This is a genomic window from Streptomyces sp. NPDC087844, from assembly GCF_044742785.1.
In the GTDB taxonomy this organism is placed as follows: Bacteria; Actinomycetota; Actinomycetes; order Streptomycetales; family Streptomycetaceae; genus Streptomyces.
This window is the reverse complement of record NZ_JBIUVD010000014.1, coordinates 1-18,366: the sequence shown is the minus strand read 5'-3', so window position 1 is coordinate 18,366 and position 18,366 is coordinate 1. Positions and strand designations below refer to the sequence as shown.

Genomic DNA, 18,366 nt, shown 5'->3' with positions numbered 1-18,366 from the left:
TCAGTGCGGTCAGTGCGGTCAGTGCACGGTCGCCCGGGTGGGGCCGTCGTCGAGGAAGCCGCCGGACTGGTGCTGCCAGAGCTTGGCGTAGGCGCCGGCCGAGGCGAGCAGTTCCTGGTGGGTGCCCTGTTCGACGATGCGTCCGCGGTCGAGGACGACAAGCCGGTCCATGGTGGCGACCGTGCTCAGCCGGTGGGCCACCACGAGCGCCGTCCGTCCCTCCATGAGCCTCCACAGCGCCTCCTGGACCAGGACCTCGCTCTCGGAGTCCAGGGCGCTGGTGGCCTCGTCGAGCAGCAGGATCGGCGCGTCACGCAGGATCGCCCTGGCGAGCGCGACCCGCTGGCGCTGTCCGCCCGACAGCTTCACCCCGCGCTCACCCACCATGGTGTCGAAGCCGTCCGGCAGGGCGTCGGCGAACTCCGTGACGTGCGCCGTCTCGGCCGCGCGCCGGATCTCCCCGTCCGTGGCGTCCGGGCGGGCGAACGCGATGTTGTCCCGCAGCGAGCGGTGGAACATCGCCGGATCCTGCGGCACATAGGCGATCAGGCTGCGCAGTTCGGCCTGGCGCAGCCTGCTGATGTCCTGCCCCCCGATCAGGATCCGGCCGGCGTCGAGGTCCGTCATCCTCAGCAGCAGCCGGCTGAGTGTGGTCTTGCCTCCGCCGGACCGGCCGACGAGACCGATCCTCGTCCCGCTGGGCACCGCCAGTTCGAGCCCCTGGAAGAGGGGCCCCGCCCCCGCGTGGGCGAAGGTCACCTCCTCGAAGCGGACGTCGGCGGCCCTGGACAGCAGCGGCTCAGGCGGCACCGGGTCCAGCACGGTCGGCGGCATGAGCAGCAGTTCGGTGAACTGCCCGGCCTCTGTCATCGAGCTCTCCAGGCGGCGGTACACCTGATTGAACTCGAACATGATCCGCGTCGCGTTCGAGTAGTACGTGAAGGACACCACGACCGCCTCCACACCGTGCCCGCCGCCGGCGAGGGCGACCGCGAGCAACAGGCCCAGCGCGTTGGTGAGTACGGACATGGGTGCGACCAGTGTGTCGATGCGCAGGTTGCCGTAGTCCCACGCCCGCAGGGTGAGCCGCCGTGACTCGGCGACCCGGGACCGGTGTTCGGCGGCTTCACGTTCCTCGGCCGCGAACGCGCGGACCGTGTCCATGTTCATCAGACTGTCGGCGACATGACCCGACACCCGGGCGATGGCCTCCTCGCGCCGGTCGACCAGTGCCTGGCGACGGCGGATGAGAGGCACCACGCACAGCGCGGTCAGCACGAGCATGGTCAACAGGCCGACCACGAGCAGCGGTTCGTACCGCCAGAGGATCACCGAGCCGAACGCCAGTGGCACCACGCGGCCCACGACCTGGAACGTCAGCGTGTCGACGAACTCCTCGAACCGGGAGGCGAAGCTCAGCACCCGCTTGGTCAGCGACCCGGCGAAGTTGTCGTGGAAGAAGGCCGCGTCCTTGGCGAACAGCTCGTCCATGCCGATCACGTAGAGGTTCTCGATACCGCGGGCGGCGAGCCGGTTCAGGCAGTGCAGGCCCAGGCGCCACAGCGTCTCCCCGAGCAACAGGACACCGGCGAAGCCGAGGACGTAGGGGAGCGCCTCGGTGACGGTGATGCCGCCTTCGGTGGCGATCCTGGCGACGAGTTTCGCGACGATGAGCGGCGCGATGTAGTTGATGCCGATGTTGCCCATCGCCGGCAGCAGCATGGCCGGTACCGAGAACAGCCGTAACCGTGCCAGTTCCCGTCCGTAGTGACGAAGTGCCAGAAGCACCGCACCCTTGCGCGGTTGCACCCTGTGTGTCCCAGGCGATCCCATCCCACCCCCGAGTGGTCGTAAGGCGGCCCGTCGCCCGTTTCCCCGGTCGATCGCCGTTGCCGCACGCCGACAACAGGTGCGAGTACGGGTGGGCCGGAACTGGGATTGTCCCGCGACGGCACCCGCTGAGTCCAAGTGTTTTGCGGCCCGTACACCTCTACGCATGTGCGAAGTCGGTGAGCGGATTCCCCTTCCGTCAACGGCATGCCACAGCCCTCATGCCTCGCGGGAGGCACACATGCAGGTGCGGGCATACAGTGCCACCCAGGCTCCGTACACGTACGAGTGGGGAATACGACGTGGTGCACACACTTGTCATCGGTGGTGGGATCGCCGGCACGGCTGCCGCGCTGGCTCTGCACAAGGCGGGTTCGGACGTCACCGTGTACGAGACTCATCCCGACTCGGCCGAGGACATCGGGGCGTTCCTCACCCTCGCGAGCAACGGCATGCGGGCCCTCGCCCAGATCGACGCCTCCGCCGCGGTCGCGGCGGTCGGCTTCCCCCTGCGTTCGATGCGTGTCCTCGACGACACGGGCGCCGTGGTGGCCCATGTACCGCTCGGTGAGGCCGGCGACCCACTCCTGCGGTACCGGTGCCTGCACCGTGGCGAACTCGCCACCGCGCTGCAGGCGGAGGCCGCTCGCCGGGGCATCGACATCCGGCACGGAGCACACCTCGTGTCCGTCCGGGACACCCCGGACGCGGTCACCGCGCACTTCACCGACGGCAGTACCGCGACCGGTGACCTGCTCGTCGGAGCGGACGGACTGAACTCCGTCGTACGGCACGGATTCGCCCCTGCCGTGCGGCCCCGTCACGCGGGACAACGCGTCTTCTACGGCTGCACCGACGACGCGCTCCTGGCCGAGGAGAACGCCGGGGAGAGCGAGCGCATCACCATGGTGCGGGGCAGCGGGACCGCCTTCGGCTACGCGGTGTCGCCGGTGGGGGAGACGTACTGGTTCGCGCGCGTGGCCGGTGAGCCCCTGGCCGCCGAGGCGATCGCCCACGGCACACCCGGTCACTGGCGCGAGCTGCTCCTGCCGCTGCTGCGCAAGGACACCACCCCTGCCGCGGGTGTCGTCGCGGCCACCACCGACCGCCTCATGGTCACCAACGCCACGGAGCTCCCCACGGGTACACCCTGGCGCTCCGGCCGCGTCCTGACCATCGGTGACGCGGCCCACGCCGCCTCCCCCGCGACCGGACAAGGAGCCTCCATGGCACTGGAGGACGCGGTCGTTCTCGCGAAGTCCCTGCGCGACGCACCCGATACCGAGGCCGCGCTCTCCCACTACGAGTCACTCCGCCGCCCGCGCGTCGAGGAGAACGTCACCGTCAGCGGGAACATCTCCCGAGGCACTCCCCCGCCACCCCGGCCCGGCCGGGGAGCCCCCGTGTCGCGGCCGGGCGACGACGACCTCGTCCGGCACCTGGACTGGCACACCGACCTCTGGACCGAGGCCGGCGGCAGCACACCTGGATCGCGGACTCACTAGCCGGCACAGGCACTCATCGGAAACAGCCCGTTCCACCCATGCGTACTATCTCTACACTGGCGCAAAGCGCGCAGTTGAGTCCTTCGGACGGACCAGCCCCGACAGACACCATCCCGCTCTCCACTCACGCACGGACGTGCGGCCCCCTTTCGCACATGTTCCGGCGGACCGAGAAAGGCTCCACTCATGTCTGAGAACCAGATCTCCACCACAGAACTCACCTCGCAGTACATCGCACAGGTGACCAGCGACCTGGAGCGCAACAGCAAAGAGCAGGAGCGCATCGCGACGGACATCTCGGCCCTGCAGGAGCAGTTGCTGGCTCTGCAGCACGACCACACGGTGCTGGTGAACATGCACCAGGCGCTGGGTGGCACGAGTCCCGTCGCCGCGGCCACCCCCGCCGCGCCCTCCGTGCCGAGTCAGTCCTCCGCCCGGACCAAGCAGTCCAAGGCCGCCAAGCCGAAGAAGGCGACCGCCACGGGCGCGAAGAAGGCCGAGGCCAGGAAGCCCGGGACCGGGAAGACCGCGGCCAAGGCGCCGAGGACAACCGATCGGCCGAGCCTCGTCGACCTGATCCGCGGCCACCTCGAAGCGCAGAACGAGCCGCGCTCCGCCGCCGAGATCACCACCGCGCTCACCGCGGCCCACCCGGAGCGCACCATCAAGACCACCGTCGTGCGCACCACCCTCGAAAACCTGGTCGCCAGGAGCAGCGCCCAGCGCAACAAGCAGGGCTCCTCGGTCTTCTACACCGCCACCGCCGAGGCCACCGCCGAGGCCGAGCCCGCCGCGGCGGCCGGCTGACCTTCCTCGTCGGCGCCCTGCCCCGAGGCTGCCGGCACGCTCACTGGCGCCCGTTCGCGTACGCCATCGCGTGCCGGGGCCGCCGACGGCACAAGGCGTCCGCGGCCGGTCACAGCACCGTTCGACCGGCCGGGTGCGGCGGGGTGAACTCCTCGGCGAGTACGCCCATCATGACCACGTCGTGATGCCGGCCGGCGAAGAACACATGGTCGCGCAGACGCCCCTCCTCGATGAAACCGAGTCTGCGTTGCAGTGACAGCGATGCCTCGTTGTGTGCGAAGACCCGCGCCTGGCATCTGTGGAAGCGCCGCTCGGCGAACATGTAACGCAGCAGCAGTGCCGCGGCCTCTGTCGCATATCCCTTGCGCCGGTGCTCCGCGCCCAGGGAGATGCCGTACTCGAACCAGCCCGCGCGCGCGTCGGCGTGGTGCGAGCCGACCACACCGGCCAGTTGTCCCGTGTCGAGCGCTTCGACCGCCAAGGTGAAGCAGTCACTGTCGGGCCCGGCGACCGCCAGTTCCTTCGCCCGGGCACGATGTCCCTCGGCGGAGCGGGGAGGCTGCACCAGGTCGCCCAGGCGCTCCTCGTCCACCGCGAGGCGCATGAGCGCGGTCCAGTCGTCGGGCTCGATACCGCGCAGTCGTACTCGTTCACCGGTCCAGAACGATGCCATCCCCCATTGGATCACGCCGTGTCCGCAGCCCGATCCGGAGCCGTTGTCAGTGGTGGCGGGCAGGATGACCTGCATGACCTCACCAGTTGCAGTGATCGTGGACGCCGTCGCCTACGCGCAGGCCGTCGAGGACGCCGTGAAGGCATCGGCCGCCTACTACACGGGCGGCACCTCGCCGATGGACGACGACACCTACGACCGGCTCGTGCGGGCCATCACCGGTTGGGAGGCGGAGCATCCCGACGAGGTGCTGCCCGGCTCACCGAGCGGGAAGGTCGCCGGCGGCGCGGTGGACGGCGATGTGCCGCACACGGTGGCGATGCTCAGTCTGGACAATGTGTTCTCGGCCGACGAGTTCACCGCCTGGACCGCGTCGCTGGCCCGGCGCGTCGGCCATGACGTGGAGCGGTTCAGCGTCGAACCGAAGCTCGACGGCCTGGCGGTCGCCGCCCGGTACAGGGCCGGCCGCCTGGAGCGGCTGATCACCCGTGGGGACGGCACGGCCGGGGAGGACGTCTCGCACGCGATCGGCACCGTCGAGGGCCTGCCCGAGGTCCTGACCGAGCCGGTGACGGTGGAGGTGCGCGGTGAAGTCCTGATGACCACGGCCCAGTTCGAGCACGCCAACGAGGTGCGCACGGCGCACGGCGGACAGCCGTTCGCGAATCCGCGCGGCGCCTCGGCGGGCACCCTGAGAGCCAGGGAGCGTGCCTACACCGTGCCGATGACGTTCTTCGGTTACGGTCTGCTGCCCCTGCCGGACACGGACGCCGAGCCGGCCGGGCGGCTGCGCGAGTTGTCCCACAGCGAGCTGATGGACCGTGCCGCCGGGCTCGGGGTGAACACCACCGCGGGCACCGCCGTGCCCGGCACCACCGCAGGGACGGCCGAGCAGGTCCTGGCCCGGGTGCGGGAGATCGCCGCGCTGCGCGCCTCGCTGCCGTTCGGCATCGACGGGATCGTCATCAAGGCCGACCTGGCCGCCGACCAGCAGGCCGCCGGATCCGGTTCGCGCGCCCCGCGCTGGGCCATCGCCTACAAGCTGCCGGCGGTGGAGAAGATCACCCGGCTCCTTGAGGTCGAGTGGAACGTGGGCCGCACCGGCGTCATCGCCCCACGCGCCGTACTCGAACCGGTCGTCATCGACGGGGCCACCATCACCTACGCCACCCTGCACAACCCGGCCGACATCACCCGGCGCGATCTGCGCCTGGGCGACCACGTCATGGTCCACCGAGCCGGTGACGTCATCCCCCGTATCGAGGCGCCCGTGGCCCACTTGCGCACGGGTGACGAACAGCCCATCGTCTTCCCCGAGGTGTGCCCGCGGTGCGGGAGCGGCATCGACACCGGCGAGCAGCGCTGGCGCTGCGAGAACGGCCGCAACTGCCATCTGGTCGCCTCCCTCTCGTACGCGGCCGGCCGCGATCAGCTCGACATCGAGGGCCTCGGCCACACCCGCGTCGTCCAGCTCGTCGAAGCGAACCTGGTCACCGATCTCGCGGATCTGTTCACCCTGACCCGTGACCAGCTCCTGAATCTGGAGCGGATGGGTGGGACGAGCACCGACAACCTCCTCGCGGCGCTCACCACGGCCAAGGGACGCCCGCTGTCACGGGTGTTGTGCGCGCTCGGCGTACGGGGCACGGGGCGGTCGATGTCCCGCCGCATCGCCCGTCACTTCGCCACGATGGACCACGTCCGCGCGGCCGACGCCGTGTCGATGCAGCAGGTCGAGGGCATCGGTACGGAGAAGGCCCCGTCCATCGTCTCCGAACTCGCCGAACTGGCCCCGCTCATCGACAAACTCGTCGCCGCCGGGGTGAACATGACCGAGCCCGGCGCCACTCCCCCGAGCGCGCCGACGGCCGAGGACTCCGAGGGCGCCTCGGGCAGCGACCGGGACGCCGAGGGCTCGGCCGGCTCAGGAGGTCCCGAGGGTGCGGAGGGTTCGAAGGGGCCGGCACCGGCGGACGGGCCGCTGAGCGGGATGACGGTGGTGGTGACCGGCGCGATGACCGGCGTACTGGAGAAGCTCAGCCGCAACCAGATGAACGAACTCATCGAACGGGCCGGAGGGCGCTCCTCGTCCAGCGTCTCCAAGAAGACCACCCTGGTGGTGGCGGGAGAGGGCGCCGGATCCAAGCGCGCCAAGGCCGAGACGCTCGGCATCCGCCTGGCCGGCCCCGACGAGTTCGCCACGCTCGTCACCGACCACCTCGAACAGTCCGCTCAGTAGTCCACCTGCGGCCGGCCGTGCTCCGCGTGCTCCCGGCCGGGGCCGCTGGCGCAGGACCGGGCCACCGTGACAGGCTCTGCGTCGCTCGTGAACAGGCTGTTGGTGAGGGGAATCCGTGGACACGCAGACGTGGGACGCACTGGTCGCATCGATGAAGAACGCGTACACCGCGGATCTGGCTCAGGGGAGGGCACCCCGCCCGGTCATCATGCCGCTGGTCCGCGGCGAACTGGTGGGACTCGTCTGGCTGCGCCCGGCCGAGACCGGCGAGGACGCCATGACCGCGATCGTCGAGCTCTCGAACGTCGCCGCGGCGGCGGGCGCGGACGAGGTCGTGCTCGCCTGGGACACCCAGAACGTCGCGATCGCATGCGGGCTTCCGGTGATCGGGCCGGCACCCTGTCTGAATCTGGTGCACGCCACGAAGGACGGCCACGTACTGCATCGACTCCCCTGCACGCACCGGCCGGTGGACTCCTCACCCGAGGGTCCGGACACGGCCGAGCCCTTGTGGCTCCCCGCCCCGGGACCGCAGCCCGGTGGCGAGCTGGCCCCGCCGATCCAGGCCGCCCTCACGTACTCCTTCACCCCGCTCGATCTCGACCACCCCTCCCCTTTCGGCGTCACCGTTCTCCTCATGGAGGACGACGGCTACGCCGTGCACCTCACCGACACCTTGGCCCCGTGACGCGGGTGTCTCGCACCGCTGTCCTGAGGTTCCGCGAAAGAGGTCCGGGCAAGAGCGGCGGCCTGTTGCCGTTGTTGTCTCCCCCTGGCGGGGTATACGGAGCTGTGCACGGACCGCACCACCGCCCCCGGCCCAGGAGTAGAGCCATGGCAGGCATCATCAACAAGATCAAGCAGTTCGCCCGGAGCCCGCAGGGACGGCGCACCATCGAGCAGGCACGCCGTGCCTCCGCCGATCCGCGACGCCGGGCCCAGGCCCAGCGACTGCTGGGCAAACTGCGCGGACGGCGCTGACCTCGACCGAGCGGCCCGCCCTCAAGCAACGCGAAGACCCCACCCGCGGAACACGGATGGGGTCTTGTTGAGCGCCGGGCAGGCCTTGCACCTGCATTTCCCCGCAGGAAGCGGGGCGTCTTTCCTTGGACCACCGACGCGAGACGCGCCCGCACTTGGCGGCTCGCTCAAGATCGAGTCTAGCAGCATCGGCGCCCCGCTCCGCACACGCGAGCGATGTGAAGATGTGAAGACGTGGAACACAATCCCCGTTTGCCGAACGCAGAGCCGGATACCCGGTGTTCATGGCTGGAGCGAACAACAAAACCACGAACGGACAGTCGCCCACCGCGCATGCGCGAGCGGCGAAGACCACCGTGACCGAAGGTGCCACGGCGCCCGCGAAGGAGTCACAGAAGGCCGCCACCGAGGCGGTGAAGAACGCCGGGGACGCTGCCGGGGCCGTCGGCCGTGGCAGCAGGGAAGCCCTGGTGAACCTCGGCGGAGTCGCGTCGCAGAAGGCCAAGGCAACGGCCAGGACGGTGCAGGGCGGTGTTTCCACGGCCGCTCAGCAGACAGTCGGGAAGGCCGGCCTTGCCTGGACCCTCCTGAAGGCGAGGAAGGTCGTGGCGGCCGGCGCCGGCGCGGCCACCGCGGCTGTGGTCCTCTGCTCCTACACCGTGGGCCGGCGTGCCGGTCTGCGGCAGCGAGGCCCGCTCTCCCGTCTCAGCGGCGGTCGTCTCTGAGCAACAGGACGCCGCCAAGGCACCTGCTCACAGGCCCGTCGGAGCTTCGCTCCGACGGGCCTGTGAGCGTGCGGCTGTCCCGCCCTCCCCCGGTGCGCGGGGACCGCTGCCGGAACCCATACCACCGCGCTGTGCGTCGCCACAGGCACGTCGTGCGCATGACGTGGGGCGACGGACGGTTCCGGAACGGATACGGGATCCCGGGACAGAAACGGGTGGGGCCTGGTGGAGCGGACGGCGAACGGCAGTGCGGCGACGAGAACGAAGGCCGCGGTGCCCGGCCGATGGCATCGGAGGCTTCCCCGGCGACGCCCTTCTCGGCGGCCTTGGGGCCCGGACGCGGACGGCCGGTCGTCCTGGACGCGTGGGCGTGTGCTCGCCTCTCTCGCCGTACTGACCGCCGCCCTGTCGGCCTTCCACTCGGTGGTGCCCAACACGGTGGGCCGCTTCGGCAGCCTGCTGGAGACGTTTCTGCCCTGGCTCGGCCTGGCCGTGCCCCTGTTGCTGGTGCTCGCTCTGCTGCGCCGCTCGGCGATCGCACTGGTGGCCCTGGTGCTGCCCGTGGCCGTGTGGGGGCAGTCGTTCGGCGCACGGCTCCTGCCTGCGGGCCGCGGCGCGCACGACCTCACCGCGGTGCAGCACAACGTCAGTGACGTGAACACCGATCCCGCGGGCACCGCGGTCGCCCTGATCGAGGCCGCACCGGATCTCGTCGCCCTGGAAGAGCTGACCCCTGCCGCGTTGCCGGCCTACGAGAGAGTCCTGGCATCGCACTACCCCCACCACGCGGTCGAAGGAACGGTCGGACTGTGGTCGAGGCATCCCCTGTCGGACGTGCGCCGACTGGACATCAAACCGGCGGCGATCGAGGAGGGTTGGAGCCGCGGGATGCGGTCCACGGCTCGCACTCCGTGGGGCGACATCGCGGTGTACGTCGCCCATCTGCCCTCGGTCCGCCTCGGCTGGAGCGGTCTCGGTTCCGCTCTGCGGGACGAGAGCGCAGGCCTGCTGGGAGCGGCCCTCGCCGCCGAGAAGCTGGACAGAGTGATCCTGCTCGGTGACCTGAACAGCACCCTGGACGACCGGGGCCTGGCTCCGGTGACCTCACGGATGGACCGTACGGACTGGACAGGGCAGGCCTTCGCCTTCAGCTGGCCCGCCTCCTTCCCGGTGTCCCGGATCGACCAGGTCCTGACCCGCTCGGCCACCGTGTCGAACGTGCGGACCCTGGCCGCCACCGGCAGTGACCACCTCCCCGTCGCCGTCGACATCAGGCTTGAGCGCGGCTCCGACGACCCGCCACCGACTCCCTGACCCGCTCTCCCGAGGCCCGAGTTCCTATGTCTGCTGCAACGGCTCGTAGGCCTCCGCGCCGACGCCGAACGTCCATGCCACGCCCTCGCGGGCCGTGCGGGTCGACGGCGGCACCCTCAGCCAGTAGGTGCGGCTCGTACCATCCGGTTCCGGTGTGGAGTTGACGACCTCGACCATCATCACGTCCTCGTCACCGACGAGTCGGACCCGCCACAACACGCCCGTCTCGTCGCGGTGGACGGGGACCGCGCCGGACTCGTCCAGATAGCGGTCGTAGCCGTAGTACTCCAGCATCACGCGGCGCAGTTCGGCGTTCTCCTCGCCGCGGATCCGCTCGGGAGTCAGTCTCGTCAGCTCGTCGAGGAAGTCGCGTGGGACGGGCATCCCCCGCCACGCGTACAGCTCGAACCCGTCCCCGTAGCCCAGTGCCGGGCCGTCGCCGCGGTCCAGGCGTCCGGCCTCGTCGCGGTGCAGCGTCAGGGGGCGTTCGCTGATGACCGCCACCTTCTCGTACGGCCACCACCAGCCCGCGTGGCGCGCCACCGCGGCCGGACACCAGTCGGACGGCAGAAGGACAGCGGGTCGGGTGCGGCAGGAGGACCCCTGATCCATGCGTTGTCAGTGGGGCTTGGTAGAACTCCGGTACCTGGATGCGGTCGGCGCGCGCCGGGATCAGGACCCACGACTGCCGACCCACCGACTTCAGCACGAAGGAGCAGGCGCGCATGACCATCGGTGACCACCTCCAGGAGTTCCACGGCCTGCCGGCCTTCAGCTTCCCGGGTCTCGACGACCCGACGCCCGACGCGGCCTCGCTTCCGTCGCCCGAGTCCGTGGCCTGGCACATCGCGGTGAACTCCTACGACTCCGACGAGCATTGGGAAGAGGCCTTCGGCCGTTTCCTGGCGGCCGTCGACACCGAGCGGGTGCGGGCGATCGTCGTGGGCGCGTGGAGCGACGTGTACGACTCCGCCCCCGACGAGGTGGTCAAGGCGCTGGTGGCGGCCCGCGACCGGCTGCCCGCCCTGCGCGGGCTGTTCGTCGGTGACATCGTGATGGAGGAGGCCGAGATCTCCTGGATCACCCAGGGCGACATGGGTCCGCTCCTCGAAGCCTTCCCCGACCTGGAGGAGTTCGGGGTCCGCGGCGGCAACGGACTGGTCTTCCCCGCCGTCCGTCATGAGCGGCTGCGGAAGCTGACCGTCGAGACCGGCGGTCTGCCCGTCGAAGCGGTGCGGGGCATCGCCGCCTGCGACCTGCCCGCCCTCGTCGAACTCGACCTGTGGCTCGGCACCTCCGAGTACGGCGGCGACTGCGACATCGCCGACCTCGAACCCTTCTTCGCCGGCACCAGGCTGCCCACCCTCACCCGGCTCGCCCTGCACAACAGCGAGATCCAGGACGCCATCTGCTCCGCTCTCGCGTCCGCTCCGGTGGTGGCGCGCCTGGAGGAACTCGACGTCTCCATGGGTGTGCTCACCGACGACGGCGCGACGGCGCTGCTGACCGGTCAGCCGTTGACGCACCTCAAGAAGCTCGACCTCCACCACAACTACCTCAGCCCCGCCCTGCGGACCCGGCTGCTGGAGACCCTCGAACCCGCGGGTGTGGAGGTCGACATCGACGAGGACGACGCCGAGTCCGACGAGGACGGCGACGGCGAGGTCTGGCGTTTCGTCGCGGTGGGCGAGTAGCGCGCCGCGAAGTCCGGACCAGGGAGGGGGAAACGGCATGCGCCGTACGGGATCGGCGGACGCACCACCGAAGTGGGTGGTCGTCGCCAACGGGGACAACCGCAGGGCGAGCCTGTTCGCCACGGCCGCCGAGGCCGCCGGCCACGGCACACCCCGGGTCGTCGAGTGGCTCGACGTCCTGCGCGACGGCGGACACGACTTCGCCGACGACGAGATCGTCCGCCTCGACTCCCCCGGTGAGAACGCCGACGTGGACGCCATGCTGCGCGGAGCGGACGATCCGACGCGGGTGGAGGGTTCCGCGCGGTGGTACGCGCGGTTCCTGGACTGCGTCGCCTCGCTGCGCGGCGGAGTCCGGCTCGACGACCCGGCGGAGCTGGCCGTGATGTTCGACAAACGGCTGTGCCACGACCGGCTCGCGCGCGCGGACGTGCCGGTGCCGCCGTCCCCCACGTCCGGTGCCGACCACCTCGCGCCGCTCCGGGGTTGGTCGGACGTACGGGACCTCATGGCGGCGGCGGGCATGCGGCGTGCCTTCGTCAAGCTCGCCCACGGCTCGTCCGCCTCCGGTGTCCTGGCCGTCGAGACCGCTGCTGCGGGCCGGATCCGTGCGACGACCTCGGTGGAGCGCACCGAGGACGGTCGTCTGTACAACTCACTGCGGGTACGCCGCTACACGTCGGAGCCGGAGATCGCCGCGATCGTCGACACCCTGGCCCCCGACGGGCTGCATGTCGAACGTTGGCTGCCGAAGGCCTCCCTCGGCGGCCGGTCGGCCGATCTGCGCATCGTGGTCGTGGCCGGCCGGGCCACCCACGCCGTGGTCCGCACCAGCCGTACCCCGCTGACCAACCTCCATCTCGGCGGGACGCGTGGCGATCTGGCAGCCGTGCGCGCGCTGGCGGGCGACCGGTGGACCACGGCCATCGAGGTGAGTGAGCAGGCCGCTGCCTGCTTCCCCGGCACCTTGTGCGTCGGCGTCGACCTGCTGCCCGCCATCGGCTGGCGTCGCTTCGCCGTCGGCGAGGTCAACGCGTTCGGTGACCTGCTCCCCCGCCTCACCGGCCTGCCGGGCAGTGGGGCGGAGGGCAGGGACACGTACGCCGCGCAGACAGCCGCGGCGGGCTCCTGGTGCCGCGGCCCGCGCCCCGCGCCCGCCGCACCGACCAGGGAGCCCGGCCCGCCCGCGACACCGCACGATCTGCCAAGGACAGCCCATGCCACAGCCTGACCCCGTACCGCCCTCGGCCGACCTCACTGACACCACGCCCAGTACGTCCACCACCACACCGGACATGAACGAGGTCGTGGGCCGGGACGACCTGCTGCTCCTCACTCTGGACACCCTCCGGCACGATGTGGCGGTCGAGCTCGCGGCGGCCGGCCGGCTGCCCCACCTCACCGCCCATCTCCCGGGCGGCACCTGGGAGAAGCGGCACGCGCCGGGGAACTTCACCTACGCCTCCCACCAGGCGATGTTCGCCGGCTTCCTCCCCACGCCGGCCGGGCCAGGACCGCATCCGCGGCTGTTCGCGGCCCGGTTCGCGGGCAGCGAGACGACGGCGGACCGCACGTTCGTCTTCGAGACCCCGGACCTCGTGTCCGCCTTGGCCGCGCGCGGTTACCGCACGGTGTGCATCGGCGGCGTCGGCTTCTTCAACAAGCAGGGCGCTCTGGGCGACGTACTGCCCGGCTACTTCCAGGAGAGCCACTGGGAGCCCGAGTTCTCCGTGGCCTCTCCGACCTCCTTCGAGGCGCAGGTGGCACGGGCGGAGAAGACGGTCGCCGAACTGCCGCGGCAGCAGCGGCTGTTCCTCTTCCTGAACGCCTCCGCGCTGCACCAGCCGAACTGGTTCCACCTTCCCGGCGCGACCCGTGAGACGGGCGACAGCCGCCGCACCCACGCCGCGGCGCTGGAGTACATCGACCGCCATGTGGGGCGGTTGTTCAGCGCGATGAGTTCGCGCCGTCGCTGCTTCGCGATCGTCTGCTCCGACCACGGCACCGCCTACGGGGACGACGGCTACACCGGCCACCGCCTCGGCCATGAATCCGTGTGGACCGTGCCCTACGGCCACTTCTTCCTGGAGCCGCCCACATGACCGTCGTCACCTCCGCGGGCACCTCCACGGGCACCGCTGCGAGCCCCGCCGCGGACGCCTCCGCCGACATTCCCGCACGCACTTCCGTGGGCACCCCCATGGGCACCCCCGTCGCTCTGCCGCGCCCCTACCAGAGCTATACATACGCGTATCCGCACAAGACCGCCTACCGGCCGCTCGCCCCCCATCCCCATCTCGCGGACCTGTGGGCCGGAGAGTCCCGGCAGGCGCTCTCGCTGTACCTGCACATCCCGTTCTGTGAGATCCGCTGCGGTTTCTGCAACCTCTTCACCCGCATCGGCGCGCCGGACGGGCTGACAGGCCGCTATCTGGACGCCGTACGGCGTCAGGCCGCCGCCGTTCGCGAGGCTCTGGGTGACGAGGAGCCGCCGCGTTTCGCCAACGCGGCGTTCGGCGGCGGCACTCCGACCTACCTGGAGGCCGCCGAGCTGGAGCGGCTGTGCGACATCGTCGAGCAGGAGATGGGCGTGGACCTGCGGGTCATTCCCCTGTCCGTGGAGGCCTCCCCGTCCACCGCCACCGCCGACCGGCTGGCCGTCCTTGCGGAACGGGGAACCACGCGCCTGAGCCTCGGCGTGCAGAGCTTCGTCGAGGAGGAGTCCCGCGCCGCCGTACGCCCTCAGCGCAGAAGCGACGTCGAGGCGGCACTGACCCGCATCCGCGAGGCCGGCGTCCCGGTCCTGAACATCGACCTGATCTACGGCATCGACGGTCAGACGGCGACCAGTTGGCGGTACTCCCTCGACGCGGCTCTGTCCTGGCGCCCCGAGGAGATCTACCTCTACCCCCTCTACATACGTCCGCTCACCGGCCTCGACCGCCACACCGACCGACGCACGGCCGACCGGCAGTGGGACGAGGAACGGCTGCGCCGCTACCGGGAGGGGCGCGACCATCTGCTCTCCCACGGGTACGAGCAGGTGTCGATGCGTATGTTCCGGCGGGCCGACGCACCGCCGCAGGGGCCGGACGACTACGCGTGCCAGACCGACGGCATGATCGGCCTGGGCTGCGGCGCACGCTCGTACACCTCGCGGCTGCACTACTCCTTCGACTACGCGGTGTCGATGCGGGAGATCCGCGGCATCATCGACGACTACACCGCCACCGAGGACTTCTCCCGTGCCCTGCACGGCAGGTGGGTCGACGAGGACGAGGCACGGCGTCGGCATCTGCTGCAGTCACTGCTCCAGGCGGAGGGCCTGCCCGTCACCGACTACCGCCGGCGGTTCGGTACGGACCCGTACGACGACTTCTTCGGGGAACTGGACACCCTTGTCGGCCGCGGCTGGCTCGACGACGCCCGGCCGGAGCTGCTGCGCCTCTCCGCCGAGGGGCTCGCGCACTCGGACGCCATCGGCCCCGAGTTCTTCTCGCCGGCCGTGCGCGAGGCCATGGCCGCCTACGAGACGAAGTGAGCGCCGGTGGACCTCACACTGCTGTACCGCGGCCCCCTCTCCTCCTGCGACTACGACTGCCCGTACTGCCCGTTCGCGAAGCGGCGGGACTCCACGGCCCAACTGCGCGCCGACCGGGCGGCACTTGAGCGCTTCGGCGGCTGGGCGCGCGAGCAGCGGCAGGACCGTCTCTCGGTGCTGTTCACCCCGTGGGGCGAGGGGCTGGTGCGCTCCTGGTACCGCCGCGCCCTCGTGGAACTGTCGAACCAGCCGCACGTACAACGGGTAGCCGCCCAGACCAATCTGAGCTGCCGTACCGACTGGCTGAGGGACGCGGACCTCGACACCCTCGCCCTGTGGTGCACCTACCACCCCGGACAGACACCGTACGAACGTTTCCTGGCCAAGACGCACACCCTGACCGGCCTCGGTGTCCGTTTCAGTGTCGGAATCGTCGGTGTACCCGACCACTTGGAGCACGCGCGCCGGCTGCGCGCGGAACTGCCGCGACACGTCTACCTGTGGGTCAACGCCGCCGAAGGACACACCTATACGGACACTCAAGCCGCCGAGTGGACCGAGCTGGACCCGCTCTTCCCGTTCAGTCGGCACCCGCACCGCTCCGCGGGCATGCCGTGCCGCACCGGCGAGTCCGTCCTGTCGGTCGACGGAGAGGGCACGGTCCGCCGCTGCCATTTCGTGCGCACCGAACTGGGCAACCTCTACGACGGCTCCTACCGTGCCGCGCTCGGCCCCCGGACCTGCCCCAAGGAGCTGTGCGACTGCCACATCGGATACGTCCACCTGGAGACACTGCCGCTGTACGACGTGTTCGCGGGCGGCATTCTGGAACGCGTACCCGCCCTCCCCGACCGCCCGCTCCTGCCCCTCATATCCACAACCGGGCTCGGCTGACGTCCAGTCGGCTGTCGTGCCGTCAAGCAGCACCCGTCGGCCGCGGTCGGCGTGGCTGGCAGGATGTCGCCGTTGACCCCTTTGTGCGGCACATGACAGCGTCGGTCCGCCCCGGGCATCACGCCCCAGGCATCACGCCCCAGGCATCAAGCTCCGGGCGGCAGACTCCGGGCACATCCACAGAGGGGACCGATCGGTATGGGCGGCAGACAGGTCACGTACGCGGCGGCACTCACGGCGGCCGTACTCTTCCTCGGCGTCTCGGGCACCGCGGCCTCGGCCGTCGCCGGACCGGCCGCGACTCCGGCCACCTCGACCGCGGCGGTCGGGACGGCGTTCGGCCAGAGCAGTTTCACCCCGGAGGAGGAGGCTCACCTGCGCGAGATGGCCGCAGCCATCTGGAACGCGGACCTGGCCGCCGGCTGGAACATGAACCCCGAGGTCGCCGACGTGCTCTCCACGGCGACCGGGGAGATCCTCCGGTGTTCCGAGGCCTTCGCCCTCGTGCCCCGACCGGCCGGCTTCGTCCCGGGCGTCGGATATTTGCTCAGCTACTGGAAGAACCTCAAGGACTACTTCCTCGCGGTGAAGGACAACCGCACCTACCGTGCCTGCGTCGTGACCGCGGCGGCCAACTACCGCTCGGCGGTCGAGATGGCCTCCATGGGTATCTGATCCACTGATGCACAGGGATCGGCTGCGCGACAGCGGGAGTGCCGTCAGCCGAGCACGCCGGCACGCCGGGCACGCCGTGCACGAGACTGGGAGGCGAGACCGTGACCGGTGAGCACGCACCTTCGCTCACCGGCACACCCAGCCACGCCGGCCACGGCGCGCCCGAAAGGAATCACCGCGTGATCATCTTTGGCACCAAGGGATATCTCTACCAGTTGGCGATACTGACCCTGGTGTGCGGCCAGTGCGGCAACCCCGCCGCGCACACGCTCAGCAAGCGCGTCACGAAGTTCACCCTGTTCTTCGTCCCGCTGTTCCCCGTCTCCACGAAGTACGCGACCCAGTGCACGTTCTGCGGCGCACAGCAGAAGATCGGCAAGGAGCAGGCGGAGCAGTTGCAGGTGCAGGCCACGAGCGCTCAGACCCACGGACAGCAGCCCCAGCAGCAGCCGTACCAGGGCTGATCCTGCCCCCCGGCTCCCGACGTTCGTCCCCCGAGCGCCGGGCACAGGACCGCGAGGCGCGGGGTGACCGCTGCAGGAGCCCCGGCTCCGCGGCAGCGCCCCGGCCCGGGCGGGCTCGGACCCGTCCGCGGCGGACCCCCGTGCCGCCCGCACCGCCCTACTTCGCGGCAACGGATGTCACGTGTGAGAGACCTTGACGATCACTGCGACGGGTGCCACGATCCCGGCGCCGCCATGTTTACGTAAACATCACCACCGACCCAGCCCTGAGCACGCCTTAGGGCCTGTGTGACGTCGTGATCAATCTCGGGTTTTGGTCCCGTGCGTGGGTAGGACCTGGTAGGACGATGGGTGTGACACGTAGGCAACTCACCGACGAGCAATGGGAGTTCATCGAGCCGTACCTGCCGATAGGCGAGTACGGCCCGTACCCCGAGCGGCTGCGGGAGCAGTTCGAGGGGGTGATCTGGCGGTTCCGGTCCAGCGCCCAGTGGCGGGAGATGCCTGCCGAGTTCGGACCGTGGCCGACGGTCTACGGGCGCTTTCGCGTCTGGCGGGACGCCGGGGTCTTCTCTGCTCTCCTGGAAGGCACGATCGCGGAGGCCGCCCGCCGGGGGCAGACGGACTTGTCCCTGGTCAGCGTGGACTCCACCACCGCCCGCGCCCACCACGATGCCGCCGGGATGTGCATCGGCAAGGAGGTCATGGGCGCCCTTGAGGAAGCTGCCGCCGACCAGGAACGGGCCCGGCAAAAGGGGGCGGCACGCCGGAACAGAACAGACAGGACGGAAGCGACGCCCCCGACCGGGAAAAGCGGCGGCGCCTCAGACGACGGCACATGCTCCGTCTGAAGGAAGCCCTGCTCGGGAGATCCCGTGGCGGGCTGACGAGCAAGGTTCATCTCGCCGCGGACCGCAAGTGCCGTCCGTTGTCGTTCGTCCTGACCGCGGGACAGGCCGCCGACAGCCCGCAGTTCGTCCCCGTGCTGCAGAAGGTGCGGGTCCGTCTGCCGGTCGGCCGTCCC

General features: G+C 70.5%; 16 protein-coding genes and 2 pseudogenes. 15 read left to right on the top strand and 3 right to left on the bottom strand.

Annotated elements, in window-relative coordinates; genetic code table 11:
- Positions 1–18: 18 nt before the first annotated feature.
- The gene (locus tag ACIOKD_RS25395) at positions 19–1,833 is read right to left on the bottom strand and encodes an ABC transporter ATP-binding protein (RefSeq protein ID WP_402088197.1); all 1,815 of its coding nucleotides are present in this window, start codon (positions 1,831–1,833) and stop codon (positions 19–21) included.
- Positions 1,834–2,132: 299 nt separating this feature from the next.
- On the opposite strand from ACIOKD_RS25395, the gene ACIOKD_RS25390 reads away from it, so the two are divergent.
- Positions 2,133–3,335, top strand: coding sequence for an FAD-dependent monooxygenase (locus ACIOKD_RS25390; protein ID WP_402088194.1), 1,203 nt, complete (start codon positions 2,133–2,135; stop codon positions 3,333–3,335).
- 186 nt (positions 3,336–3,521) lie between these two features.
- The gene (locus ACIOKD_RS25385) at positions 3,522–4,142 is read left to right on the top strand and encodes a hypothetical protein (RefSeq protein ID WP_402088191.1); all 621 of its coding nucleotides are present in this window, start codon (positions 3,522–3,524) and stop codon (positions 4,140–4,142) included.
- A 109-nt stretch (positions 4,143–4,251) separates the two neighbouring features.
- Here ACIOKD_RS25385 and ACIOKD_RS25380 read toward each other — a convergent pair whose 3' ends face one another.
- Complete coding sequence (locus ACIOKD_RS25380; RefSeq protein ID WP_402088736.1) at positions 4,252–4,815, bottom strand: GNAT family N-acetyltransferase; 564 nt, start codon at positions 4,813–4,815, stop codon at positions 4,252–4,254.
- Positions 4,816–4,888: 73 nt separating this feature from the next.
- Here ACIOKD_RS25380 and ligA point away from each other — a divergent pair, with 73 nt between their 5' ends.
- From ligA to ACIOKD_RS25355, 5 genes are all read left to right on the top strand, one after another.
- Entirely contained in the window at positions 4,889–7,054 is a 2,166-nt protein-coding gene (ligA, locus tag ACIOKD_RS25375; protein ID WP_402088188.1) for an NAD-dependent DNA ligase LigA, read from the top strand.
- Positions 7,055–7,169: 115 nt separating this feature from the next.
- The gene (locus ACIOKD_RS25370; protein ID WP_402088186.1) at positions 7,170–7,742 is read left to right on the top strand and encodes a hypothetical protein; all 573 of its coding nucleotides are present in this window, start codon (positions 7,170–7,172) and stop codon (positions 7,740–7,742) included.
- A 146-nt stretch (positions 7,743–7,888) separates the two neighbouring features.
- Positions 7,889–8,035 carry a hypothetical protein gene (locus ACIOKD_RS25365; RefSeq protein WP_402088183.1) on the top strand — a complete coding sequence of 49 codons (147 nt, stop codon included), beginning with the start codon at positions 7,889–7,891 and terminating at the stop codon, positions 8,033–8,035.
- A gap of 284 nt (positions 8,036–8,319) precedes the next feature.
- On the top strand, positions 8,320–8,760 hold the full coding sequence (locus ACIOKD_RS25360; protein ID WP_402088180.1) for a hypothetical protein: 441 nt from the start codon (positions 8,320–8,322) through the stop codon (positions 8,758–8,760).
- A gap of 372 nt (positions 8,761–9,132) precedes the next feature.
- Complete coding sequence (locus ACIOKD_RS25355; RefSeq protein WP_402088177.1) at positions 9,133–10,074, top strand: endonuclease/exonuclease/phosphatase family protein; 942 nt, start codon at positions 9,133–9,135, stop codon at positions 10,072–10,074.
- Between the two features lie 24 nt (positions 10,075–10,098).
- Here ACIOKD_RS25355 and ACIOKD_RS25350 read toward each other — a convergent pair.
- A pseudogene (locus ACIOKD_RS25350) lies at positions 10,099–10,623 on the bottom strand (DUF6745 domain-containing protein); the annotation flags it as partial.
- Between the two features lie 176 nt (positions 10,624–10,799).
- On the opposite strand from ACIOKD_RS25350, the gene ACIOKD_RS25345 reads away from it, so the two are divergent.
- The 8 genes and pseudogenes from ACIOKD_RS25345 to ACIOKD_RS25310 all read left to right on the top strand — a co-directional run.
- The gene (locus ACIOKD_RS25345) at positions 10,800–11,768 is read left to right on the top strand and encodes an STM4015 family protein (protein WP_402088174.1); all 969 of its coding nucleotides are present in this window, start codon (positions 10,800–10,802) and stop codon (positions 11,766–11,768) included.
- A gap of 37 nt (positions 11,769–11,805) precedes the next feature.
- On the top strand, positions 11,806–12,999 hold the full coding sequence (locus tag ACIOKD_RS25340; protein ID WP_402088171.1) for an STM4014 family protein: 1,194 nt from the start codon (positions 11,806–11,808) through the stop codon (positions 12,997–12,999).
- 64 nt (positions 13,000–13,063) lie between these two features.
- Entirely contained in the window at positions 13,064–13,870 is an 807-nt protein-coding gene (locus tag ACIOKD_RS25335) for an STM4013/SEN3800 family hydrolase (protein ID WP_402088733.1), read from the top strand.
- A gap of 98 nt (positions 13,871–13,968) precedes the next feature.
- Complete coding sequence (locus ACIOKD_RS25330) at positions 13,969–15,309, top strand: STM4012 family radical SAM protein (protein ID WP_402088731.1); 1,341 nt, start codon at positions 13,969–13,971, stop codon at positions 15,307–15,309.
- 6 nt (positions 15,310–15,315) lie between these two features.
- Positions 15,316–16,203: an STM4011 family radical SAM protein gene (locus ACIOKD_RS25325; protein ID WP_402088168.1), complete on the top strand. Its 888-nt coding sequence runs from the start codon at positions 15,316–15,318 to the stop codon at positions 16,201–16,203.
- A gap of 198 nt (positions 16,204–16,401) precedes the next feature.
- Positions 16,402–16,878: a hypothetical protein gene (locus ACIOKD_RS25320; protein WP_402088165.1), complete on the top strand. Its 477-nt coding sequence runs from the start codon at positions 16,402–16,404 to the stop codon at positions 16,876–16,878.
- A 179-nt stretch (positions 16,879–17,057) separates the two neighbouring features.
- Positions 17,058–17,342, top strand: coding sequence for a zinc-ribbon domain-containing protein (locus ACIOKD_RS25315; RefSeq protein ID WP_402088162.1), 285 nt, complete (start codon positions 17,058–17,060; stop codon positions 17,340–17,342).
- 353 nt (positions 17,343–17,695) lie between these two features.
- Positions 17,696–18,366: pseudogene (locus ACIOKD_RS25310) on the top strand (IS5 family transposase); the annotation flags it as partial.

Excerpts from the sequence above, each read along its gene's own strand:
- ACIOKD_RS25395 (WP_402088197.1), bottom strand. The coding sequence starts at position 1,833 with ATGGGATCGCCTGGGACACACAGGGTGCAACCGCGCAAGGGTGCGGTG.
- ligA (WP_402088188.1), top strand. The coding sequence starts at position 4,889 with ATGACCTCACCAGTTGCAGTGATCGTGGACGCCGTCGCCTACGCGCAG.
- ACIOKD_RS25380 (WP_402088736.1), bottom strand. The coding sequence starts at position 4,815 with ATGGCATCGTTCTGGACCGGTGAACGAGTACGACTGCGCGGTATCGAG.
- ACIOKD_RS25320 (WP_402088165.1), top strand. The coding sequence starts at position 16,402 with ATGGGCGGCAGACAGGTCACGTACGCGGCGGCACTCACGGCGGCCGTA.
- ACIOKD_RS25360 (WP_402088180.1), top strand. The coding sequence starts at position 8,320 with ATGGCTGGAGCGAACAACAAAACCACGAACGGACAGTCGCCCACCGCG.
- ACIOKD_RS25345 (WP_402088174.1), top strand. The coding sequence starts at position 10,800 with ATGACCATCGGTGACCACCTCCAGGAGTTCCACGGCCTGCCGGCCTTC.
- ACIOKD_RS25340 (WP_402088171.1), top strand. The coding sequence starts at position 11,806 with ATGCGCCGTACGGGATCGGCGGACGCACCACCGAAGTGGGTGGTCGTC.
- ACIOKD_RS25335 (WP_402088733.1), top strand. The coding sequence starts at position 13,064 with ATGAACGAGGTCGTGGGCCGGGACGACCTGCTGCTCCTCACTCTGGAC.
- ACIOKD_RS25330 (WP_402088731.1), top strand. The coding sequence starts at position 13,969 with ATGGGCACCCCCGTCGCTCTGCCGCGCCCCTACCAGAGCTATACATAC.
- ACIOKD_RS25385 (WP_402088191.1), top strand. The coding sequence starts at position 3,522 with ATGTCTGAGAACCAGATCTCCACCACAGAACTCACCTCGCAGTACATC.
- ACIOKD_RS25365 (WP_402088183.1), top strand. The coding sequence starts at position 7,889 with ATGGCAGGCATCATCAACAAGATCAAGCAGTTCGCCCGGAGCCCGCAG.